Origin of the sequence: Neorhizobium populisoli (genome assembly GCF_019430945.1) — a bacterium.
GTDB lineage: Bacteria > Pseudomonadota > Alphaproteobacteria > Rhizobiales > Rhizobiaceae > Neorhizobium > Neorhizobium populisoli.
In genome coordinates, this window is record NZ_JAHYCB010000014.1 from 1 (window position 1) to 23,707 (window position 23,707).

Annotated in this window: 18 protein-coding genes and 1 pseudogene; 8 read left to right on the forward strand and 11 right to left on the reverse strand. The window is 62.0% G+C overall.

Going from position 1 to position 23,707, the window contains the following annotated elements; all coding sequences use genetic code 11:
* Window positions 1–221: pseudogene (locus KX729_RS27800) on the forward strand (hypothetical protein); the annotation flags it as partial.
* Window positions 222–278: 57 nt separating this feature from the next.
* On the opposite strand, the gene KX729_RS27805 reads toward KX729_RS27800, so the two are convergent.
* Entirely contained in the window at window positions 279–2,267 is a 1,989-nt protein-coding gene (locus KX729_RS27805; RefSeq protein ID WP_219745738.1) for an alpha-glucosidase, read from the reverse strand.
* Window positions 2,268–2,292: 25 nt separating this feature from the next.
* Entirely contained in the window at window positions 2,293–2,997 is a 705-nt protein-coding gene (locus tag KX729_RS27810; protein WP_219745739.1) for a GntR family transcriptional regulator, read from the reverse strand.
* A 211-nt stretch (window positions 2,998–3,208) separates the two neighbouring features.
* On the opposite strand from KX729_RS27810, the gene KX729_RS27815 reads away from it, so the two are divergent.
* The 6 genes from KX729_RS27815 to KX729_RS27840 all read left to right on the forward strand — a co-directional run bounded on the left by KX729_RS27815 (window position 3,209) and on the right by KX729_RS27840 (window position 9,007).
* Window positions 3,209–4,366 carry an LLM class flavin-dependent oxidoreductase gene (locus tag KX729_RS27815; protein WP_219745740.1) on the forward strand — a complete coding sequence of 386 codons (1,158 nt, stop codon included), beginning with the start codon at window positions 3,209–3,211 and terminating at the stop codon, window positions 4,364–4,366.
* A complete protein-coding gene (locus KX729_RS27820; RefSeq protein WP_219745741.1) occupies window positions 4,366–5,253 on the forward strand; it encodes an aldo/keto reductase in 888 nt (295 codons plus the stop codon). The genes KX729_RS27815 and KX729_RS27820 overlap by 1 nt, the downstream gene beginning before the upstream one ends.
* Window positions 5,254–5,262: 9 nt before the next feature.
* On the forward strand, window positions 5,263–5,790 hold the full coding sequence (gene smoA, locus KX729_RS27825; RefSeq protein WP_219745742.1) for an NADH-dependent FMN reductase SmoA: 528 nt from the start codon (window positions 5,263–5,265) through the stop codon (window positions 5,788–5,790).
* A 76-nt stretch (window positions 5,791–5,866) separates the two neighbouring features.
* Window positions 5,867–7,036, forward strand: coding sequence for a pyridoxal phosphate-dependent aminotransferase (locus KX729_RS27830; protein ID WP_219745743.1), 1,170 nt, complete (start codon window positions 5,867–5,869; stop codon window positions 7,034–7,036).
* A 38-nt stretch (window positions 7,037–7,074) separates the two neighbouring features.
* Window positions 7,075–8,658, forward strand: a complete 1,584-nt coding sequence (locus KX729_RS27835; protein WP_219745744.1) for a gamma-glutamyltransferase family protein — start codon at window positions 7,075–7,077, stop codon at window positions 8,656–8,658.
* A 19-nt stretch (window positions 8,659–8,677) separates the two neighbouring features.
* Window positions 8,678–9,007: a hypothetical protein gene (locus tag KX729_RS27840; protein ID WP_219745745.1), complete on the forward strand. Its 330-nt coding sequence runs from the start codon at window positions 8,678–8,680 to the stop codon at window positions 9,005–9,007.
* A gap of 358 nt (window positions 9,008–9,365) precedes the next feature.
* Here the strand turns inward: KX729_RS27840 and KX729_RS27845 are convergent, their stop codons facing one another.
* The 9 genes from KX729_RS27845 to KX729_RS27880 form a co-directional block, all read right to left on the reverse strand.
* Window positions 9,366–11,906: a DNA translocase FtsK gene (locus KX729_RS27845; protein ID WP_219745746.1), complete on the reverse strand. Its 2,541-nt coding sequence runs from the start codon at window positions 11,904–11,906 to the stop codon at window positions 9,366–9,368.
* Between the two features lie 287 nt (window positions 11,907–12,193).
* Window positions 12,194–14,530 carry a polysaccharide biosynthesis tyrosine autokinase gene (locus tag KX729_RS27850; protein WP_219745747.1) on the reverse strand — a complete coding sequence of 779 codons (2,337 nt, stop codon included), beginning with the start codon at window positions 14,528–14,530 and terminating at the stop codon, window positions 12,194–12,196.
* Between the two features lie 70 nt (window positions 14,531–14,600).
* Window positions 14,601–15,569 (reverse strand): glycosyltransferase family 2 protein, encoded by a 969-nt coding sequence (locus tag KX729_RS27855; RefSeq protein ID WP_219745748.1) that lies wholly within the window; start codon window positions 15,567–15,569, stop codon window positions 14,601–14,603.
* Complete coding sequence (locus tag KX729_RS27860) at window positions 15,566–16,483, reverse strand: glycosyltransferase family 2 protein (protein WP_219745749.1); 918 nt, start codon at window positions 16,481–16,483, stop codon at window positions 15,566–15,568. Before KX729_RS27860 ends, KX729_RS27855 begins: the two co-directional genes overlap by 4 nt.
* Complete coding sequence (locus KX729_RS33785) at window positions 16,483–17,493, reverse strand: glycosyltransferase family 2 protein (RefSeq protein ID WP_281423276.1); 1,011 nt, start codon at window positions 17,491–17,493, stop codon at window positions 16,483–16,485. The genes KX729_RS27860 and KX729_RS33785 overlap by 1 nt, the downstream gene beginning before the upstream one ends.
* 9 nt (window positions 17,494–17,502) lie before the next feature.
* Window positions 17,503–18,696, reverse strand: coding sequence for a glycosyltransferase (locus KX729_RS33790; protein WP_246617911.1), 1,194 nt, complete (start codon window positions 18,694–18,696; stop codon window positions 17,503–17,505).
* A 70-nt stretch (window positions 18,697–18,766) separates the two neighbouring features.
* Window positions 18,767–19,591, reverse strand: coding sequence for an endo-1,3-1,4-beta-glycanase ExoK (exoK, locus tag KX729_RS27870; RefSeq protein ID WP_219745750.1), 825 nt, complete (start codon window positions 19,589–19,591; stop codon window positions 18,767–18,769).
* A 3-nt stretch (window positions 19,592–19,594) separates the two neighbouring features.
* Window positions 19,595–20,740, reverse strand: a complete 1,146-nt coding sequence (locus tag KX729_RS27875; protein WP_219745751.1) for an acyltransferase family protein — start codon at window positions 20,738–20,740, stop codon at window positions 19,595–19,597.
* A 381-nt stretch (window positions 20,741–21,121) separates the two neighbouring features.
* On the reverse strand, window positions 21,122–22,600 hold the full coding sequence (locus KX729_RS27880; protein ID WP_219745752.1) for a lipopolysaccharide biosynthesis protein: 1,479 nt from the start codon (window positions 22,598–22,600) through the stop codon (window positions 21,122–21,124).
* Between the two features lie 112 nt (window positions 22,601–22,712).
* Here KX729_RS27880 and KX729_RS27885 point away from each other — a divergent pair, with 112 nt between their 5' ends.
* Window positions 22,713–23,684, forward strand: coding sequence for a glycosyltransferase family A protein (locus KX729_RS27885; protein ID WP_219745753.1), 972 nt, complete (start codon window positions 22,713–22,715; stop codon window positions 23,682–23,684).
* The last annotated feature ends 23 nt before the right edge of the window (window positions 23,685–23,707 follow it).

The window sequence follows — 23,707 nt, forward strand, 5'->3', positions numbered from 1 at the left end:
TCAGAATGAACGCCTTCTGGGCGTCCGAAAACTTCGATGCCTTCATCACTTCCGCTCCTGTTCCCAGCCGGGAATTTAACGCGGAAAACTCCAGTTATGAACGATCCAGTTTTTGGGGATCAGAGCACGCAGATTGTTGGCTGGATCAAGGATATAGTTTCTCTTCCCTACAACTCTCCGGTTCGCCGGGAGCGGCAAAGAATGATGTTCCGATGGAATGATGAGGATAGGCTACTGCGGCTCTATTAAATCTAATAACAACCGCAGCTCTCTATTTCTCAGATGCCCTTTAGTGTCTTGAAAACATCCGCAAAAGCCGTGCCCTTGCGATAAAACACCGGCGGCTCTCCGATCGGGGAGACAACCGTCACGTCCTGCCCACCGGCAAATTCTTCCCCGCTCCAGACATGCACCCAATCGGCCCCTTCCGGCAGATAGACCACCCGCTCACCTTGAGCCGCCTGCCACACGGGCGCGACCAGCAGATCGGCGCCGTAGAGATAGGCGTCCTGCACCGCATAGGTCTTCGGATCACCCTCGTAGTGCAAGAACAGCGGCCGCTGAACCGGCAGACCCGTCGCCGCGGCCTCCTTGGACAGCGTCTTCAGATACGGCGCCAGATGCACATAAATCCGCGTCATCTGCGCGAAATGCGCCAGCACATCCGGGTCCTGATCGATCTGGATATTGTCCCGCGGCCGGTTGCCCTCGTGACTGCGCATGACCGGCGTAAACGCCGCCATCTCCGCCCAGCGCATCAGCAGTTCCGGTGTGCGGACATTGCCGAACAGGCTCGTGTAACCGCCGATATCCGAATGATGGTAGGCATTGCCGAGCAGACCGGATGACAGCGCCGCGCACATCACCGTCACCAGCCCGTCATGGCGCGAAAAATCCACCGACTGGTCGCCGCCCCAGAGCAGCGGGCAATGTTTCTGCACGCCGGTAAAGCCGGCCCGCATGAAAAACAGCGCCTCACCCGTCTTGCCACGGCTTTCCACGGCCTTGGCGTTCACCTCGGCCCAGAGCGTTGGCCAGGCATTGTGCATCAGCTTGGCGTCGATACCGTTCGAAAGCTCCACGTCGATCGGCAGGTACTCGCCGAAATCGGCCATCCAGCCGGAAAGCCCGAAGTCCAGCATTTTTCGGCCGATCACCTCTTCGGCAAACCAATCGGCCGCGTCCGGGTTGGTGAAATCGACCACGCCGCAATCGAATTCGCCGAAATCGACGATCGCCGTGCGGCCAAGCTGGTCCTTGGCGAAATAACCGGCCGCTTCCGCCTCTGGAAACAGAGATCCATCAACGCAAAGATAGGGGTTCACATAACCGAGGAACTTGATCCCTTCCGCGTTCAGCCCGGCGATCTTGTCGCGAAGGCCAGGATAACGGGTCTCGTTCGCTTGCCAGTCCCAGAACAGCCGAGATCCGAACGAGGTCTGGCGAAGCCCGACCCAATCTTCGCACCAGAGGCCGGAAACCTGCACGCCGGCAGCGCGCATCGTCTCCAATCGTGTGAAAGAATTCTCGCCGTCCTTCAGTCCGATGATCGCCCCGCCATAAACCCAGTCCGGCAGTTCCGGCTGGCGGCCGAAACGCAAAGAAAGCTGCTCAACGAGCTCGATGAAGTTAGGCGCAGACGTCAGTTCGATCCGCTCCGGCACTTCCCATACTTCGATCTCATGAAACGTCTTGCGGCGGAAATCGAAGACGGAATAGGCCGTCGTTTCCACATGCAGCGCATAACGCAGCGAGGAAACATAGGTCGGCTGCGGATAATTAGTGGTGTAATAGTCGCCACCGGCCTTCGCCATGTCGGACTTGAAGGTGATCTCGGTCGACTTGTCGCGCCCGACGCCGGGCTCGGACGTCCAGAGCGGAAACCGCCTTCCGCGCATGTCGAAATAGGACATCTGCTCGCCGCCGCCCCAGACATGTTCGTCGTTTTCGGCATGAATGCGGATCCAGAAGCGATTGATGCTCTCGTCCAGCGAGCGGAAATGGATCGATGTGCCGGCGACCGTCATCTCCAGCCGCGGTGCCCGCCCTTCGGATTCGGAGAAGGTGACAGTCTGCCCCTGCACAACCGCATGTTTCAGCGCGCTGCGCTCGGTGACATAATCCTCGATCTCGAAATTGCCGCGATACATATCCATCCGCTCCTGCCCCTGGCCGACGAAGATCGCGGGCGAGGCGGTGCTGTGGCGGAGGATGGTCCGGCCGTCGATGGAGAGGGAAAAGCCGTCTGGCGTGGTTTCGAATTTCATCTTTCGGGCACTCAGATCCATCGATTTACCTCAAGCGTGACACGTAGCGAGCCACGGCGTGGTCGAACCATGTACGGGAAACTTCTGCGGTGGCGCCGTCCTGCGCCTGGCTGACACGCAGCACGTGGGCGATCGGGGCGCCGGGCTTCTGGCCGAATTCCGGCGGCGCCCAGTCGGGCACGGAATCGAGATCGATCCGATCTTCGGCGCGCACGATCCAGAGATTGAGCCGGGTGCGATAGAAGAGGTAGAGCGATTCCGACAGGTCTTCCTCGACCACTTTCTGCGCATAGGAACCGTCGAGCCAGATTTCTTCGATCGCCGCCACCTGGCCGGAAAGCCGGCGGATGCGTCGAATGCGATGCCCTTCCGGCGAGAAACCGAATTTCGGCAGGTCCTTCGGTTTGTCGAGCCGGGTCACATCAATGACCTCGGCCGTCGGCAGGCCGCCGCCCTGGATCAGTTCCAGCCGGAACATCGCGTAGACGCTCTTCGGATCGCTGATGGCGCGAATATAATTGCCCGATCCCTGCACCCGCTCCAGAAGACCGCGGGTCTGCAGCTCCGCCAGCGCCTTGCGCAACGTGCCGACGGCGATGCCGAGCTGGTTCGCCATATCCCGCTCCGGCGCCAGCTTTTCGCCATCCACCAGCCGTCCGGCCGCAATGTCGCGCACAAGAAGTTCGGTGATCTGCAGATAGATGGGCAGGCTGCCCGGACGGCTTTCCAAGATAGAGCGGCCCCTCCTCCAGGGCGTTCGCCGCATCGGCCCGAAAATCGGAACTGATTTTCGGAAAGCACGATGCGCCAGTCAAAAACTTGGAGCGTTTTATGCGTGCCCATTTGGGCATGCGGCGCTCCAAGGAAAAATTGATACACCATTGATCTACACGATTTCAGATGTTATGCAAGTCATCACTGACGGAGTTGAGGAGAATTCGATGACCATTGTGCCCGTAACGTCGCCCGATCTCGATGCGGCGGAAGTCTCGTGGTTTGCCGCCCTCTGCTCCGATGACTACGCCTATCTCGGCGTGCCGGACGGTGCGTTGAAATCGAGCTGGGAACACTGCTCGGATATCGTGAAGCGCACCGAGGAGCTGGGCTTCTGCAACATCCTCTGCCCGTCCTCCTATCAGGTCGGTCAGGACACGCTGAGCTTCGTCGCGGCTGCTTCTCAGGTGACCGACAGGATCAACATGCTGGCCGCCATTCGCTGCGGTGAGATGCAGCCGATCATGCTGGCCCGCACGGTCGCCACGCTCGACCATATGCTGAAGGGCCGCTTGACGCTCAACGTCATCAGCTCGGACTTCCCCGGCGAAGTCGCCGACAGCGCCTTCCGCTATCGCCGCAGCCATGAAGTGGTGCAGATCCTCCGTCAGGCCTGGACGCGCGACAAGATCGACCACGAGGGCGAGGTCTACAATTTCAAGGGCGTCAGCACTGAACCCGCCCGCCCCTACCAGCAGAACGGCGGCCCGCTTCTCTATTTCGGCGGCTATTCACCGGACGCGCTCGAACTCTGCGGCGCCCAATGCGACGTCTACCTGATGTGGCCGGAAACCAAGGAACAGCTTGCCGAACGCATGAAGGCCGTCCACGCCCGCGCCGAAGCGCATGGCCGCACGCTGGATTACGGCCTGCGCGTCCACATGATCGTCCGCGACACGGAGCAGGAAGCCCGCGAATATGCCGAGCATCTGGTTTCCAAGCTCGATGACGAATACGGCCAGCTGATCCGCGCCCGTGCCCATGACAGCAATTCGCTCGGCGTCTCGCATCAGGCCAAGGCCCGCGAACTCGCCGACAAGTTCGGTTATGTCGAGCGGCATCTCTGGACCGGCATCGGCCGCGCCCGCTCCGGCTGCGGCGCCGCTCTCGTCGGCTCCACCGACCAGGTTCTTTCGGAAATCGAGGCCTATCAGAAGATGGGCATCCGCGCCTTCATCTTTTCCGGCTATCCGCATCTCGACGAGGCGGAACATTTCGGCCAGAAGGTGCTGCCGCAGCTGAAGACCTGCTCGCTGCCGCACGCCTACGGCCGCGTCCCGGCCGAAACACCCGCAACCCCGCTCGGCACAGGGAAACGTCAGTAATGGACCGCATTCAACTTTCGCCCGAACTCGAAGTCAGCCGCCTCGTTTACGGCCTGTGGCGCATCGGCGACGATGCCGATACCTCGGCCAAAAACGTTCAGGCCAAGGTCGAAGCCTGCCTCGAGCAGGGCATCACCACCATGGACAATGCCGATATCTATGGCGGCTACACCGCTGAAGCGATCTTTGGTGCGGCAATCAAGGCCTCGCCTTCGCTGCGTGAGAAGATCGAGATCGTCACCAAATGCGGTATCGTCGCCCCCGCCGGCCGTCACTCGGCCAAGCGCGGCAAGCACTATGATACCAGCGCCGAACACATCATCGCATCGGTGGAGGCCTCGCTCAGTGACATGGCGACCGACTATGTCGATCTCCTGCTGATCCATCGCCCGGATCCGTTCATGGACCCGGACGTGACCGGCTCGACGCTCGATGCATTGGTCGAATCCGGCAAGGTGCGCGCCGTCGGCGTCTCCAACTTCCGCCCCTGGGATTTCTCGCTGCTGCAGTCTTCGATGGAGCAGACGCTCGTCACCAACCAGATTGAACTCAGCCTGCTGGCGACCGACGCCTTCACCAATGGCGATCTGGCCTATCTGCAGGAACGGGCGATCGCCCCGATGGCATGGTCGCCGCTCGGCGGCGGCTCGCTGTTCAAGAACGCCGCGCTGATGGCTATCCTCGAGCGCATCGCCTCCGAACAGGGCGTCGATACCGCTGCCGTGGCGGTTGCCTGGCTGCTCGCCCACCCGGCCAGCATCCTGCCGGTGCTCGGCACCAACAATCTCGACCGCATCAAGACGATCGGCGACGCCGCCAAGGTGTCTATAGACCGCGAGACCTGGTTCGAACTCTACACCGCTGCGATTGGCAAGCAGGTACCATAAGGGGATAAAATGACGATATCCGCCGACACCACCCATGCCCACAACGAGAATGTCTTCATTCCCGATGCAACGACCGCCCGGCATTATCGCACGGCGCTCGGCGCGTTCACGACGGGGGTGACGGTGGTGACGGCGAAAACGCCGGCCGGGCCGATCGGCATGACGGTGAACAGTTTCACCTCCGTGTCGCTCGACCCGCCGCTGGTCCTCTGGTCTCCGGCGAAAAGCTCCTCGCGCTACGCAGCATTTACCGGGGCCAGCCATTTCGCCATCCATGTTCTGAGCGCCGACCAAGACCTGCTCAGCGCCCGCTTCACCCGCGGTGGCCTGGGCTTCGACGAGCTGCACTGGCTCGACAATCTCGAAGGCGTGCCGGTCATTCCCGGCACACTCGCCCGCTTCGAATGCGAACTTGCCTCGATGCACGATGCCGGCGACCATACGCTGATCCTCGGCCGTGTGCTGCGCGCCGCCCATCGCGAGGGCGATCCCCTGTGTTTCTCGCGCGGCACGTTCGGCCGTTTTCAGGGCCATTGAGGCCGAAAAAATATTGACCGGCGGTTAGGTCGGGCCTACGCAGGAAGCCACCATTTCCAGCATCGACAGGCCCTCCATGACCATCATCAGACCGGATATCAGCGCCCGTGCCGCGGCAGCGCCGCGCAGTGGCATTGGCGAAATCGTCACTTACGCACGAGGCCGCGAAAACCTGATGCCGCTCTGGATCGGCGAAGGCGACCTGCCGACGCCGGACTTCATCACCCGTGCCGCAAGCGAGGCGCTGTTGGCCGGCGAGACCTTCTACACCTGGACGCAAGGCATCCCGGCGCTGCGCGAGGCGATCGTCCGTTATTACCAGCGCCACTATGGCAAGAACCTCTCGACCGACAATATCTATGTCACAGGCTCCGGCATGCAGTCGATCGTGCTGGCCATCCAGACCGTCGCCTCCGCCGGCAACGAGATCATCTATCTCTCGCCCGCCTGGCCGAACGTCGTCAACGCCATCACGGTATCCGAAGCCAAGCCGGTCACCGTCGAGCTCGGTTTTGCCGACGGTCGCTGGGTGCTCGATATCGACCGCCTCGAAGCAGCGATCACCCCGAAGACCAGCGCGCTGTTCATCAACTCGCCCTCCAACCCGACCGGCTGGACCGCAAGCCATGAAGACCTAAAGGCCGTTCTGGCGCTCGCCCGCAAGCACGGTCTCTGGATCATCGCCGACGAAATCTACGGGCTCTATTATTTCGAAGGCAACCGCGCGCCGTCCTTCATTGATGTGATGGAACAGGGCGACCGGATCATCTTCGCCAATTCCTTCTCGAAAAACTGGTGCATGACCGGCTGGCGTGTCGGCTGGATGGTGGCGCCGGCCGAGATCGGCCAGACGCTGACCAACCTCATCCAGTATTCCACATCCGGCGTCGCGCAGTTCATGCAGAAGGGCGCCATTGCCGCGCTCGACCACGGCGACGATTTCGTCCGCACCAATATCGAGCGCGCCCGCACCTCCCGCGACATCCTCTGCGATGCGTTGATCGCCACCAATCGCGTCGAGACCCGCAAGCCGGAAGGCGCGCTTTACGCCTTCCTGAAGATCGACGGCGTCACCGACAGCCGCGACGAAGCCTTCAGGATCGTCGACCAGACGGGCGTCGGCATGGCTCCAGGCACCGCCTTCGGCCCCGGCGGCACGGCCTTCATGCGCGCCTGTTATCTGCGCGATCCGAAGCAGATCGAGGACGCGGCCCAGCGCCTCAGCGATTACATCCGCAGCCGGTAATTCCGGCTGCCGGTCGATCAGGAATTTTGGAGGACGACATGACTTTCAGCTTCAACTATCCCTATTCCGTAGAGCGCGTCCCGGTTTTCGCCCGCAACATGGTGGCGACCTCACAGCCGCTAGCCGCGCAGGCCGGCCTTCGCATGCTGCTGAAGGGCGGCAACGCGCTGGATGCCGCACTTGCCACCGCCATCACGCTGACGGTCGTCGAACCGACCGGCAATGGCGTCGGCAGCGACGCCTTTTGCATCATCTGGGATGGCAAGGAGCTGCATGGCCTCAACGCCTCCGGCCGTTCGCCGGCCGGCTGGAGCCCGGAGCGGTTCGGCGGCAAGATCCCGCAGCGCGGCTGGGAAAGCGTCACCGTGCCGGGCGCCGTTTCCGCCTGGGTCACTCTGTCCGAGCGTTTCGGCAAGCTCGCTTTCGCCGATCTTTTCGAGCCCGCTATCCATTATGCACGCTACGGCTTCTCGGTTTCGCCGCGCATTGCGACGCTCTGGAAGATCGGGGCTGAAAACCTGAAGAACTATCCGGGCTTTGCCGACCACTTCCTGAAGGGCGGCCGCGCGCCGGCTGCGGGCGAAACCTTGGTCAACGAAGACCTCGCCAAAACGCTGGAAGCGATCGCCGCCACCAAAGGCGCTGCCTTCTATACCGGCCAGCTCGCCGAAAAGATCGCCGCCTTTGCCAAGCGGCATGACGCGGTCCTGACCGTGGACGATCTTGCCGCCCATACCAACGACTGGTGCGGCACCGTCTCGGCCCGTTTCCGCGGCGTAGACCTGCACGAAATACCGCCGAACGGCCAGGGCATCGCCGCCAGCATGGCCGTCGGCATTCTCGAACATACCAATATCGAGAATTACGAGGTCGACAGCGTCGAGGCGATGCACCTGCAGATCGAGGCGATCAAGCTCGCTCTGGCAGACGTCGACCGCTTCGTCGCCGATCCGAAATACATGTCGGTCTCGCCGGAAGCCCTGCTCGACCCGACCTATCTCGCCGGTCGCGCCAAGCTGATCGACATGACCAAGGCCGGCGAACCCGGCGCCGGTGCCCCGAAGGCCGGCGGCACCGTCTACCTGACCACCGCCGACGAAAACGGCATGATGGTGTCCTATATCCAGTCCAACTATGCGGGCTTCGGCTCCGGCATCGTTATTCCCGGCACCGGGATCCACCTGCAGAACCGCGGCTTCGGCTTCACCGCCGAAAAGGGCCATCCGAACGAGGTCGGCCCCAACAAGCGGCCGTTCCACACCATCATTCCGGGCTTCGTGATGAAGGACGGCGCACCGCTGATGAGTTTTGGCGTGATGGGCGGGCCGATGCAGGCGCAGGGCCACACCCAGATGGTGGTGCGCACCGCCGTCTACGGCCAGAACCCGCAAATGGCGAGCGATGCCCCTCGCTGGCGTTTCGTCGAGGGCCGCAAGGTTGCCGTCGAACACACCATGCCGCAGTCAACCATCGACGGTCTTGCCGCCCTCGGCCACGAGATCAGCCAGGATTCGCCGGACAACAGCTTTGCCTTCGGCGGCGCCCAGCTGATACACCGTTTCGGCGATGGTTATGTCGGCGGCTCCGACCATCGCAAGGATGGCGCGGCACTCGGCTTCTGATTCTGCGAGGCCTCGAGGCATGATCAGAATTCTGCTGACCTTCGCCGTCATCCTGAACAACATTGCTCCCGCCCATGCCGAAGACCCCGCGGTCGAGGCCTGGGCCAAGGAGAAATGTGTGCGTTACGAACGCGCCTGGAACCGGGCCAAGGACTTCGTCGGGCCGAACGGCATCAGCCGGGAATTCATCGAGGGCAACGAAAAGTTCATTGCAGACGGCTGTTCCAGCGGAGCCGACATCTGCCCGCGCTCGGTGGAAGAGATCAAGCTCGCCAATGTGCTGACCATGGCCGCGATGAATTTCGGGACGGCCAGCAGCTTCCTGCCGTTCGTGTGTCGGCAGCGGTAACGGCCATATTAACGGGGATACCCCGCCATACCCCCCTCTGCCCTGCCGGGCATCTCCCCCTCAAGGGGGGAGATCGACTCGCGGCGCGATCTTTCCGTCACATCTACCGTTTACTGTGCAGCAACCGAGGGGCACCACTACAGCAGCGCCAATTGCTAAGTTTATTGTCTGGGGAAGCCAGTGCCCCCAGCCAATCTCCCCCCTTGAGGGGGAGATGCCCGGCAGGGCAGAGGGGGGTATCACACGGAACAACCGGCAACCCACATCTACCCAAACCGCTCAGCCCTGCGCTTACGCTTAAGGCGTTCGTCGCTGCAATCGATCCGCTGGATCGATTGCTCGGCTTAAGCCGAACCGATCACTCCTCAAACCCATCCGGAACCGCCGCCATGCCGCGCCCGCCGGAGATGATCTCACGCTTGCCCACGTGGTTGGCCGGGCCGACGAGACCCTCCTGCTCCATCCGCTCCACCAGCGAGGCAGCCCGGTTATAGCCGACGGAAAGCCGGCGCTGGATATAGGAGGTCGAGCACTTGCGGTCCTTCATGACCACCTTGACGGCCTTGTCGTAAAGATCGTCGCCGTCTTCCGCGCCAACCGCGCTCTTGTCAAATACGGCTTCCTGCGGCACCGCCTCATCGTCATCGGCGTCATCCTCGTCCTCGGTCACGGTGCCGAGATAATCCGGGCGGCCTTGGGTCTTCAGGTGACGAACGACCAGTTCCACTTCCGCATCCGAGACGAACGGGCCGTGGACACGTGAAATGCGCCCGCCGCCAGCCATATGCAGCATGTCGCCCTGGCCGAGCAGGTTTTCCGCACCCTGTTCGCCGAGAATCGTACGGCTGTCGATCTTCGAGGTGACCTGGAAGGAGATGCGGGTCGGGAAGTTCGCCTTGATCGTGCCGGTGATGACGTCGACGGACGGGCGCTGCGTCGCCATGATGACATGGATACCGGCGGCACGCGCCATCTGTGCCAGACGCTGCACGGCGCCTTCGATCTCCTTGCCGGCGACCATCATCAGGTCGGCCATTTCGTCGATGATCACGACGATATAAGGCATCGGCGACAGGTCGAGTTCCTGTTCCTCGTAGTTGATTTCACCCGTCGAGCGGTCGAAACCGGACGGCACGGAAACGGTGATCACCTCACCCTTTTCGCGGGCCTGCGCAGCGCGCTGGTTATAGCCGTCGATATTGCGGACGCTGAGGCGCGACATCTTGCGATAACGATCCTCCATCTCGCGCACCGCCCATTTCAGAGCCAGAACGGCCTTCTTCGGGTCGGTCACGACGGGAGTCAGCAGGTGCGGAATGCCGTCATAAACGGAGAGTTCCAGCATCTTCGGATCGATCATGATCAGGCGGCATTCTTCCGGGCGAAGCCGGTAGAGCAGCGACAGGATCATCGTGTTGATGGCGACCGACTTGCCCGAGCCGGTGGTGCCGGCGACGAGCAGATGCGGCATCTTGGCGAGTTCGGCGATCACCGGTTCGCCGCCGATCGTCTTGCCGAGGCAGAGCGCCAGGCGATGCTTGGTTTCCCAATAATCCTCGCACTCGATGAGCTCGCGGAAATACACCGTCTCGCGGGTGGTGTTCGGCAGTTCGATGCCGATGACGTTGCGGCCGGGCACGACCGCGACGCGCGCCGAAAGCGCCGACATGGAGCGGGCGATATCGTCCGAAAGGCCGATGACGCGCGAGGATTTGACACCCGGTGCCGGCTCGAATTCATAGAGCGTCACGACCGGACCCGGACGCACGTCGATGATTTCGCCGCGCACGCCAAAATCTTCGAGAATGCTTTCGAGCAGACCGGCGCTCTGCTGCAGGGCATCGGGCTGCATGGCCTGGCCACGCTCGCCCTGCGGCTCCTGCAGAAGCGAGATCGGCGGGAATTCGTATTCGGCAACCGGCGGACGCACGGCACGGGCGCGAGCGGGCTCCGGCTCTGCGGCAGCCGGCTGAACCACGACAGGAGCTTCGACAGGCACGGGCGCCGGAGCGGGCATCTGCACGGGCGCCCGGGCGACAGGCTTCGCACGCCTGGTATCGAGCACCGGCTTGATGAAATCGTCGATCGATTCCTCGCTCACCGTGAACTGGATGCCTGCAGGCAATTGCGGCACGTTTGTCGGCGCCATGTTCACCGGCACGACAGGCACCGGCAATGCGGGAACGATTACCGGTTCCGGTGCCCGAATGGGCTCCGGCCGGGGCGACGGGGCGATGACGACGGTGCGGGTGAGCACCTTGCGCGGCACTTCACGATAGAGATCCGTTACGGGCGCGCCGGGCTTGGCAGCGACTTCCGGTTCCGACGACGCAGGCGCGGGCTCGATGACGACCGGCCCTTCCAGCTCGAACGGCATTGCATCCCAGAAGGCGAAATCGGAAATGGCGATATCCTGCCGCGGCACCGCGGCCTTGGGCTGCTCGGCAGCAGGCTGAACCGCAACCGGCGGCACGAATCGCCGCACTTCCGGAGCGTGGTAGCGCATCGCCGCCGCGAGTTTCTGCAAGCCGGCGATCTGTTCCACGGCATTGGAATCGTAAGCGACCGAATCATATCGGGCAGACGTCAGGAAGACTTCCGACGGAATGACTTCTATCTCCTCAGTCACGGCCGGGGCCGCAACAGGCGCCGGCGATTCGGATTGTACCGGAGCCTCGACATGGGCTGGCTTGCGCGGCAGCACATTCTCCGGCGTGCGGGTGAAACGCACGTTGGGAGCGAGCCGGAAAGCCGCCTGCCAGGGGGCCTGCTCCAGCACCGGCTGATTGAAATCAGCAAGGCTTTGAGAGCGTACAGGTTGCCGCGCCGTATCGACTGCATCGTCTTCGGCGTGAGCATTTTCGGAACTCTGGGGGAGATTATTGCGTGTGAACTGCATGAGAACCGTACGAGAAACGATGAGGGCACATTAGCTCATGAAGTAGAAAATAAAGGTTAACTGCTCCTTTCGATCGGCTCACGATCGGACGATTCCGAGACGATGGTAGGAAATCGGCAACAGCGGAAATTGCCTTAGCCTCAAACCGCTTCCGTCATCCTCGGCCTTGTGCCGAGGATCCAAACCGGTGCAAAAAAGTGGGCGTGGACAGACCCTCGGGACGAGCCCGAGGGTGAGATCGAATCGGTGGCGAGGTCCGCCATGAAATCAACGGTCGGTCACATACGTTACCGAGGAGCCGAAGCCGAACCCTCTTTATAATAGGACACGTAGCTGCTGCGCAGCCGCTCCGGCGCGCCCGGATCCGCATATTTATGCAGCTCGGACATTTCCGTCTTGTTGAGGATGACGCCGACCGTCTTCGAGGCAATCTGCGGTTCGCCGCGCAGCACGGTTTCCACCGCCTTGGACGGCGTCTTGCCCCATTCGGTGACGAACACGAAACCGTCGACATAGGGCTCGAAGGCCTTCGCATCGATGACGGGGATCAGCGGCGCCAGATCCACGACGATCACATCGAAGGTTTCCTTGATGCTCTCGAGGAACTGGCTCATGCCGGAGGATGCGAGCAATTCGCTCGTATGCGCAAGCTGCTTGCTGCGCGTCGTCATCGGCAGGATGGTCAGCCGCGAGCGGCGATCGACGCGTGCCGCACTCGTCCAGTTGGTCTTCTGCAGCACCACTTCGACCAGACCGACATCCGGCTCCGATGCCAGCATGCGGCTGAGGCCCGGATTGCGCAGGTCGGCATCGATGACGAGCGTGCGCACGCCGGTCGAGGCGATCAGGCCGGCGAAATTCGCCGCCACCATCGATTTCCCCTCTCCCGGCAGGCAGGAGACGATGCCGATCACCTTGCACTTGCGCTCCTGCAGCATGATATCGCAGGCGAGCTTGGCGTTGCGCAACGTCTCGGCGAAATGCGAACGCGGCGCCTCGACCGCCACCCGCATCAGGCGGCGGAAGGAGATCGGGTTGCCGGGCGGTGCGGCCGCCACTTCAGCCTCGGTCGGCTGCGGCGCAGGCTTTTCTTCGGCACTCGCACCGCTCACCATCGGCAGGTAACCGAGGAAGCGTAGGCCGAGTTTCGCCTGCACATCGTCGCCGGTGCGGAAGAACCGTTCGCGGAATTCCAACAGCGTCGCCGCCGCGCCGCCGATCATCAGGCCGAGCACGATCGACAGCGCCATGGTCAGCGTCTTGCGCGGGCTGGACGGCGCGGACGGAAGTCCGGCCTCGGAGATGACGCGCGCCTTGGCGATCGGGAACGATTGCCGCTGCGTCGCCTCTTCGAACCTGCCGAGATAGGACTGGTACAGCGTCTTCAGCGCACTCGCCTTCTGCTCCAGTTCGGCGAGCTGCACCATCGAGACATTGGCCTGCGAATTGCGGCCTGCCACCTTTTCGATACTGTCGCGCAGCGATTTTTCGCGCGAGCTCGCGACTTCGAATTCATTGCGGAAACTGCCGGTCAGCTGCTGCAGTTCGCGGAAGATCTGCTGCGCCAGCTCCGCCTTTTCGCCTTTCAGCGCCACCGCCTGCGGGTGGTCGGCGCCGAACTGCTGGATGACGCCCTGTTCGCGGTCGTTGATAGCGATATAGCGCTTGCGCAAGTCCTGGATGAGGGTGTTGTCGGTATCGCGCGCCGAAACGACGGCGTTCTGGACGGCCGTATCCGCGCCTTTCGTGATGATCGCCTGGTATTGCTGGTAACGCGCCGAAGCGGTCGCCGCATCCGCCTGGGCGACGATCAGCTGGCTGTTGAGATCGGAAAGCTGCTGCGTCGAAAGCAGCTCGCCGCGCGGCGAGATCAGATTATGCTCGGTCTTGTACTGTTCGACGGCAAGCGATGCCTGCTGCGAGCGGGTGTTGAGATCGTTCAGCCGCTCCTGCAGCCAGAGCGAGGCCTGCTCGGAGGCGTCGAAATTGGCATTCAGCTGGTCGGTCAGATAGGCGGCCGCGTAAGTACGGGCAATCGTTGCGGAAAGCTGCGGATCGGGCGACTGCACCGAAAGCGCGATGACCGAACTGCGGCCGACCCGCTCGACGCTCAACGCCTGTTGCAGGAGAGCGGCGGCCTTCTCGCGCCGGCCGAGCCGTTCCAGCTCTTCCGATGGCGGCGGAGCACCCGGTGTCAGCATGGCAACGATGCTTTTTACCGAGCTCTTGACGAGATCGACGGGCGATTGCGGCGGATCGACGAGCATGTCGTTCTGGTCGAACTTACCTTTGTCGACGACGCGCAGCGCCAGCGCCTTGGATTTCAGAATTTCCACCGCGCTCGACATGCGGTTGTCGAGCTGCTGCGCCGATTGCGCGTCCTGCTGCTCTTCGGCGTAACGCGACAGGTTTTCGTCGATCAGGATGTTGGTTGCTGCCGTATAGATCGGTTTCGCCAGCACCAGATAGGCGCCGGCCAGCGCGACGGTGACGACAAGGCAAATGGCGATGATGCCCGACCGGCGGATGGCCGCCGCCCAGAGCTTGTCGAGATCGATGAACGTATCGCTGTCCCGGGTCTCGCCCGGGAAAATCGTTCGGGGTCTGAAATTCAACTGATCCATGGGGCTCGCTTTCAGGAGCTGATATCTTCAAAACGACAGGCCCGTCCGCCTGCCCGATCAATGGTCCCAACTATTGTTGTTGTATGCTGGCGGCCCCCACCAGCCGGCGCATGCGCACGGCAATCGGCATGCGCAGGTGCCGGAGCGCCCGCGGATTTTCGATCGCCGTCTTGAGAAAACCGCCGACGGATCCTTTTTTGATCTCATCGACAAGGGTGAGAAACGATCCCGCTTCCAGGATGCTGCGGGTGCGGCGGCGCTGTGCCGCCGTCGCCTGCGCGTCGAGCTTATAGCGGGAGAGGAAAATCCTGTCGGATGCCAGCATCGCATCGAGATGGCCCTGTTCGAGCACCCGCGAAATCGATCCCTGCCGCAGGTGATAGACATATCCTGTCTCGGCCGAAACGGCGCAGCGGCCGCCGCAGGCAAGTGCGGAGGCAAGCAGGAGATAGTCCTCCCCCACCCGCAGGCTTTCGTCGAAGGCAAGACCGTTCTCGATCAGGAACGACCGCTCGAAGACAGGTTTCATATAGCCGAAATTGAAGGTCGACTGGAAAATCACGTTGGAGCCGATGAAATCGGCCAGCGTCATCAGCGGTCGCCGCTTCAGCATATCGCGCGGAAACATCGATTGCGGCGGGCCGGCATCGAAGGGAATGACGTCGATATTGTCGACGACGATCTGGGCATTCATCGTCTCCGCGCGCTCCAACATGGCCAGCATGCGGACCGGGTAGATCGTGTCGTCGGAATCGAGCACCGCGATCCACCGTCCGTTGGCTTCGGCAAAACCGGCATTGCGCGCCGCCGCCGGGCCGCCATTGACCGTCTGGGCAACCAGCCGCACCCGCTCGTCGATGCTGGAATAGGCCTCCGCGATATCCCGCGTGCCGTCCGTCGAGCAGTCGTCGACGACGATCACTTCGACCGTCACGCCGACCTGCGCCAGCGCGCTGTCGATGGCGCGCACCAGCGTGTCCTTGGCATTATAGGCGGCGACGACGAAACTGACGTCCGGCTGGGTTGCGGAAATGCTCATACGGCCTCGGTCGCTCCATATTGTCTGATTTCACGCATGCCGAGCGTACCGGAAACGGCACCGGCATGCAGCGCGGCGCGAAGCGCATACCGATTGCGGATGATCGGGAAAAAGGCGGTCAAACCTGCCGCGGCGGCGCAGAAACCGAGTTTCAGGCCGGCAATGCCCGTTTGCTTCACCCGGTTCAGCCCCGCATTCTTTGCCGCGAGGATGCGCCCATGCGTCTGCCCCGAGCGGAAGCGGCGTTTCGCGAGCCAGGTAAAACTCGCCCGCTTCTCCGGCACCTTTTCCGTCACGACGGCATGGCGCGCGAACTCGATCCGGCCGCCGGCATCCGTCACGCCGGTGAAGAAATGCGTGTCCTCGCCGCCGCTCTGGCCAAGCGCCAGCGCGAACCGGCGGCCGGCAATGGACGGCGAGCGCATGTCGAGCAGCACGTTGCAGGTATAACCGGTCCTGATCCGCCCACCGACCCAGACGGGCAGCGTCGAATGGAAATCGCCATGCCGCATCCAGCCGGCGCTCTCGCTGCCATAAACCGCCTGTACCGGGCCCAGCACCGCGTCGGCGCCGCTGTCCCTTGCCTTGGCGAACAGTTCCGCCAGCCATTGCGGATCGGCAACCTCATCGTCGTCAATGAAGGCCAGATAATCCGCCTCGCATTCCGTCAGGCAGGCATTACGGGCGATCGAAATGTTCGATTTCGGGCAATGCACGTAGCGGATCGGGAATGGCGAGGCCTGCCGCAGGCTTTCCACCAGGGCCGCCGCGCTCGGGTTCGTGTCGTTGTCGGCAACGATCAGCCGGATTTCGGCACCGTCCGGCATATCGAGCGTGAAAAGAGACCGAAGCGTCTCTTCAAGCTCCGGCCGTCTGTAGGTGCAGATGCCGATATCGATACGGGTACGCGTCATCAGGCGGTCCTCCGCGGGCGGATGCCGATCAGTTCCAGCCAGAAGCCGGCCGACCAGGCGAAATGCATGATCATTGCGGAAAGCGAGGCGAGCGGGCCGTAGGGGTTCTTCTGCCCCACCGCCAGCCAGAAACCGTAACCCAGGCAGGCCGCAGCCCAGATCGCCATCGGCACCGCGGTCCACCAGTAGAAGAGCGCCAGAAGCGCACCGATCACGACTGGCGCGACGGCAAGCGGGATAGCCTGCCTAAGCTTCGGGATGGAGCGATGTTTGATGAGGTTCTTTGCCCGGCCCCGGCCATAGCCGAGATATTGCCTGAACAGCGCCGAAGCGCTCGCCCGCGGATAATAGGTCATATAGGTTTTGCCGGTCATCCAGATGCGGAAGGCGGCAGCCCGCAGCCGGAAATCCAGCTCCGCATCCTCATTGTGGCTGAAGCTCTCGTCATAGCCGCCGACGGCTCGGAAGGCGGCGATCCGCATCAGCGCGTGATGGCCGTGATCCACCCATTCGCCACCACCGCCGGCCCGATGCTTGGAGCCGCCATTGCCGAGCTTGGAATTCTGCGCCACGGCCGTCGCCTTCTGGAACAGGCCGAAACCGACCGTCTCCATGCCGACCACGACTGAATCCGCCTGCATGGCGACCGCCTCGTCGATCAGCGCCCGGCAATAATTGTCCGGGTAATCGCCATGCGCATCGATACGGATAAGATAGTCACAGCCCTCACCAAAGCGATCGACCGCAAGATTGATCGCCGCGCTCTGGATGCGCTTGGGATTGTCGATCAGCAGCAAGTCCGGAATGTCCGAAACCAGGCCGCGCACGATCGCCTGCGTCCCATCCGTGCTGCCGCCATCGGCGACGACGATCAGCATGTCCATGCCGCCGCGCTGGCCATTCAACTTGCGCAAAAGCGGCTCGATCGTCACTGCCTCATTGAGGCAGGGAATGACGAGAAGCATCCTGATATCAGCCACTTGATCATGCGGAGACAAACGCGAAACCATACTCCACCTCTAAGACTGCACGGTTGAAACGACCGGCATCTCTGCCGGCAACGGAATGTCGGGATGTAGGGCGGCGAGCCGGGAAACAAGGGCACGACAATTCGCCGGTCCCGTCACCCACTGGCTGCGCTCGACATCTGCGAGGCGGGAGACGAGATCCGAGTAGCGAGCCTCGGTCATACCGCTGAACAGGTTTTCCAGCGTCTCCGGCGAGGCATCCTTGATCGTCGCACCAATGCCGCGGCGGCTGACGAAGCGTCCGGTCTCGGTGCCCGCAAGCGCGATCGGCACGGCGCCGTAAAGCCCGCCTTCGTAGAGCCGGTTCGGCAGGAGCCAGCTGGAATTTTGCCCTTCCTCGAAGAAATCGATCGCCCAGGTGAACTGCACGTCGCGATAGATCGCACCGAGTTCTTCCGGGTTCCGGTAGGCCCCATGAAACTCCACATGCGGCGCGGCCCGAACCATCGCGTCGAAATCGTCGAATTCACTGTAAGCCGGCCGGCCCCGCAGCACGATTTCGACTTTGCCTTCCATACGTGCAGCAAAATCGATCAGGATTTTCAGCGACTTGCGGCAGCGGATCGCGCCGAACCAGCCGATCCGCCATGGTTTGCCGGGCTGCGGCATGCGCGGGCCGGAAATGCCGGAAACGGCCTCCGGCCTCAGCGCCAGAACCTTGTTTTCGAGAAGCAGGACCGGCAGATCGAGCCCGGAGCGGGGCTTGAAGAAATTCTCGACGAAAGCCGGCGAGCTGGTGATCAGCAGGCTGGCGCGACGGCCGAAATGCCGCTGCGCCAGCCGCATCAGCTTGCCCTTCATGCCATCGTCCAGCAACAGTCGGTGGATATCGAGGCATTCGTAGACGACCGGAATATCGCGGCCGAACATCGATGCCGCGGCACCGGCCAGCGCCAGCGTTTCCAGGTTTCGGGCGATGATGACATCGGGTTTCGGAACCCAATGGAGCCTGTTTTTCAGCGTCATCCGCGCACCGACGATCGCGCCGATCCGCTGCATGAACCGCCCATCGGCCGTCTCGCCCAGCGAAACCGTCGCGACATCACGCTCGTCTGCCAGCACATTTGCGCCGCGCTCGAAGCCGGCCACCGTCACATCGGCACCGCCGGCTTTCAGCGTCAGCACGCGCCGGCGGATCGCCGCATCGGCGAGGTCATGCGCGAGATAGAGAACATTCAGACTCAAATCGTCCAACTCCTTTTACGAGCCATTCGGCTGTTCAGCAGCGTCGGGCGACGAGGCGCGGGAATGCGCCTCAGTCGAGCGTGCAGAGCACGGATTGCGGGAAGCGGCACGCCTCACCGAGTGCGGTGAAGGCGAGGCGGTCGATCGTCATCGTCGAGGGCTGGCTATAGGCGAAGGCGCCCATCCAGCTCTTCAGCGTGTCGGTGCCCCAAAGGCTGAGGAAGATTTTCTGGCCGTTCGACGGGATTTTCGCCTTGTCCGTCACCTCCTGAACGAGCTTGCCGTTCAGAAAATACCGAAGCCGATTTTCTTCCCAGATGAAGGCATAGTCGTTGAAACCCTGGTCGGCACCGCCGGCGACCGGCACCAGCTTCTCGTTATTGCCTTTAGCACCGACATACTGGTTGACCTGCACCTGACCGGTATTCTTGCCGAGCACTTCGAAATCGATCTCGTCATGCGGCTTTTTGTCGGTCGGGCCGATATAGGTGAAGAAGGCGGAGTTGAGCCCCTGGGCACCAGCCGATTTCATGCGCACCTCATAGGTGCCGTAACCGAAGCGCTGCTTGGTCTGGATTTCGCCGCAGGCATAATCCCGATCCTTGGTCTTCGCCTGCTCGAAGGTGAGCTGCAAAGCGCCGTTCTCGGCCTTCACCTGATTTTTCGACCATGTGCAGTTCTGGTGCTTGCCGTTGTTCCAGCCGTCGGACACGAACCAGAAGGAACGGTCGATACGGTCGAACTCCTCGACGAAGGATTTGCCGGTCGCACCCTCCTGCGCCAAGGCACCGGTGGCGAATGTGCCGGTTGCGAAAAGCCCAAGCGCCAATGACGTGCTTACGACCTTGAGGGTTCGTTGAATCCGCGTGGGAATCTGTCTGGCTCTCGCCATCATGTTTCACCTCTGCTGTTGCGTCAGGGCCGGCTTGCCCGCGGGGGCAAGACCGGAAGAATGGGATTTCTGGGCGGCCGCCAGCTTCGCCTTGCGGCCCCGGCTGCCGGTCAGCACCTCGTAGACGCCAGGCAGATGACGCGAGACGAGTGAATTGCTGACGACCAGAATGATGAGACTTGTGGTGACGGCCCCCAGATAGAAGACCGGATAGGCGGCATCCCCCATCACCCGGTTCCACACCATCCACAGGCCGACCAGCAGCGGATAATGGGCGCAGAAAATCCAGAAACTCAGGCTGCCGGTATTGGCGAGCCGCTGGCCGATGCTTGAGCGAATGACGAACGCGGACAACAGCCAGAAGCCGAAGGCGCCGGCCATGGACAGTGCGTTGCGGACCATATCGACAGCCCATGGGAAGTCCGGGCCGGTGCGATATTGCGCGATCGAAAGCAGCACCGCCGCAGCAACGGTAGCCGCCGTGCCAACGCCGGCAAAACGATCGATCGCCTTCAGGTCGATCCGATTGAGCGCCAGGAAGACGCCGAGCGTGAACGAGAACAGGATCGTTTTCTTCAGCACGATGACGAGCGTCAGGTTCGGCATGACCGCCAGCAGGAACAGCACGCCGAGCGTCGGCGCCGGAAAACGGCGGACCAGAAACGCCAGAACCGGCGACAACAGGAGGCAGACGATCAGATCGCGCAGGAAGTAGAGCGGGATATCGACCGGCAGGCCTTCCGTCGCAAAGGCGTAACTCAAGAACTCACGGGGGCTGGCGCTCCAGAGATCAGGGAAATAACCGATGCCCATGCCGAGGCGCTGAATAATCAGCACGACCGCCAGCAGCCCGAGATTCCACAGGAGGAACGGCAGAGCCACGGTCTTCGCCTTGGAGCGGAGCGTCTTGCCGTAATCGAACTTGTCCAAGCCCCGCTGGAACAGCAGATAGCCGGAAATCGCGCTCAGGCACGGCACGCCGACACGAAACAGGCTGTCCCCGAGGAACACCCTGAGCCAGTCGAAGAAACCATTCGGCCCGAGATAGGGGCTGGTGGCCTGATCATACGGCACATGCACGAAGACGATGCCGGAGATCAAAAGGATACGCATCAAATTGATACGGGAGGAGATGTTCTGATCAACAGTCAAACAGGTCACCCTTTTTGGGCAGTGCCTCCCGTCACCGCCGTTTCAATCAGAGCAGACTTGAGCCCGCATTAGCCCGGAAAGGATCATGCCCAGTTGGGGGTAAAATGTGGCGGCGCAGCAAATAACGGTGCCGAGATAGAATAACCGGCTGCCTGAGAAAGGTTTTTCGAACCGATCACAAACCCGTCACAGGCTCATGATTTCAAGGCGATTGGCGTCGTCGCCTCATGCTGAATTGCTGCATCGCAACAAGCCGAAAAAAGATTGCCCGAAATCCGCGAGCAGACCAAAGACCCCGTTACCGTTTTACCGCCGACAGCCCGATCTCTGCCGAACTGTGGCAACATTGGGGCAAACTTGCGACATATTCAGGCGGCCATATCAGGCGACTGATACCGCATCCGCTGCGCCACGCCGTTTGACGATCTGGAAAATTTTCCGCAGAAGCGCCCGCTCGGTGATCAGGAACAGCAGGCCGTAGATCACGCCGCCCACCGCCGCACCCGCCAGCACTTCGAGATACGGGTTGGTCAGCCGCTCGGCAAACACATGCAGAAAGGCGCGCACGCCGAGCGCCATGACAAAAGCGGTGATCATCGACCGGCTGCTAACGAGTAATCCGCGCAGGAACGGGATCTCGTCGACCCGGAAGACCGCCCAGGAATAACCGATCAACGTGATCGCGTTGACGACGCAAAGCGCCACCATCGCATCGACCAGATCGCCGTAATAGGCGGCACCGGCAATCGCCACGGTCGTCGCGACGGCCCGCAGGACCGCCGACCAGAACAGAACCCGGCCATGACCGGTGCCCTTGAGATAGGGGATGAACGTGCTGCAGGGCGTGACAATGCCCTTCGACAAAGCCAGCAATCCGAGCACCGGCCAGGCATAGGCCCATTGCGGCCCGAACAGAACCAGCATCGCCGGCTCGGCAATTGCCCAGAGCCCGAACATCGCCGGCGCCAGGATGACGGTCGTCACCTGCGTGCTCAGCATCAGCGCGTCGGAACGTCGCTTGCGGTCATTGCCCATCAGGCTGAAGGCCGGGAACAGCACGCCCATCACGGCCGAAAGCACGACCTGGTTCGGAATGCTGGCAAACCGGTTGGCGGCCGAATAGGCGCCGGCATCGGCAATGCCGAGCATCCGCGCGATCACCACCATCGGCGCCTGGAAAGTGACGAAATTGGCGATCTCCGAACCCATCAGCCCCGAACTGAACCGGAGCAGCGGCCCGACCTTGCGCGGCACGAGCACAAAACGCGGCATGTAGCCGGTCACGAAATAAAGTCCGACGAGCCTGATCAGCGCCGCCGAAAAAAGCTGGAAGACCAGCGCCCAGACGCCGAAGCCGAAAAAGGCGAGCAGCAGCGCAATCAGCGCCGCGCTACATTCCGACACGGTACTGAGCACCGCGTCCTTGCTGAAATTCATCTGCCGGGCGAGCAGCGAATAGGCCACGTCACCGGAAAGCTGCAGCGGAATGAGCAGCGCCATGATCTGCAAAAGGCCCGCACTTCCGGGCGCTCCCATCATGATCGCAAGGTCGGTGGCACCGAAGAAAAGCACCGCCGCCATCAGGCAGGACATGGCGAGATTGGCCCAGAAAACCGTATGGACGGTGGCCATCTCGCCATCCCGGTCGACCACCAGAGCGGAGGTCAAACCGGCCCCGCCGATCATCGCCAGAAACTGCACCACGGTGAGCGCCACGGCGACCGATCCGAAATCTTCTGGGGTCAGCAGTCTTGCCAGAATCGGAACCGTGACAAATTTCAGCCCGAAAGTAGCGGTCTTTGAGAGCACGCTCCAGCCGACATTCGTCGTGATCGTCTTCACGCCTTGGGTTGGGGCCATAGATCAGATTCCCGTTTGTGGAGGACAAATTCGATACGGCAGCGATCTGCCGCCTTTTAATCCCAAGCCGGATCAGCGGCTTTCAATACTTCTCAGAAGCAGGGGCAAAAACATGGCGACATTCACGGTTGTTATCCCATTTTTCCAGAAGGAAGCCGGCATTCTTGGCCGCGCATTGCAATCAATCTTCACTCAGACCTATCAGGATTTCGATATAGTCATCGTCGACGACGAGTCACCCCTCCCCGCTGAAATAGAACTTCAAGCCATTGATGACGCTTGGAAATCTCGCATCAAGGTGATCCACCAGCCGAACGGCGGGCCGGGTGCGGCGAGGAATACCGGGCTCGACAACGTGCCGCCGGAAACCCGTTTTGTGGCGCTGCTAGATTCCGACGATATCTGGCTGCCGGACCATCTGAAAAATGCTCACGAGGCCATGACCCGCTTCGATTCCGAGTGCTACTGGGCCTCGATGCAGGCGAGCGACGAGTTCTATTACCACTTCGGCATGGCCGAACTGGAGAAGTCAGAAGGCGGGACACGGCTGTCCGAAAACCCCCTCATCATCGAGATGCCGGAGCTTGCCAGCGTCATGCTGAAGAACTGGAGCTTTCTGCATCTCTCCTGCATGGTCATAGCCCGGCCGGTCTTCGAGACGGTCCGTTTCGAGCCTTCGCTCCGGCTTGCAGCAGAAGACGTGCTGTTCTTCGTCGACTGCATCCTGAAATCGAAACGCACCCTGCTCTGCGACGAACCGGGTGCGGCCCGCGGCATGGGGCTCAACATCTTCCACAGCATCGACAACCGCTCGCCGCAGTTCCTGCGCCAGCAGTTCAACACCTGGGTGGCGCTCGATACGCTCGAGGAACGGTTCCGTACCCGGCCGGGCGACGTCGCCTCGATCGCCTCCTACAAAAATACCGCTCGCCGGCAGGCCTTGTGGAGCCAGGCGGGCCGGATGAAACGGCGGCAGGCGCCGGATTTCGGTCTGCTCGCCCGCTGGGTGATGCGCGATCCGGCGATCATCCGCGCCGCCTTCCAACTCGGCGCCGGCAAGCTCGGCCGCAGCGACGCCCGCTGATTTTTCGCAACGAATTTCAATCC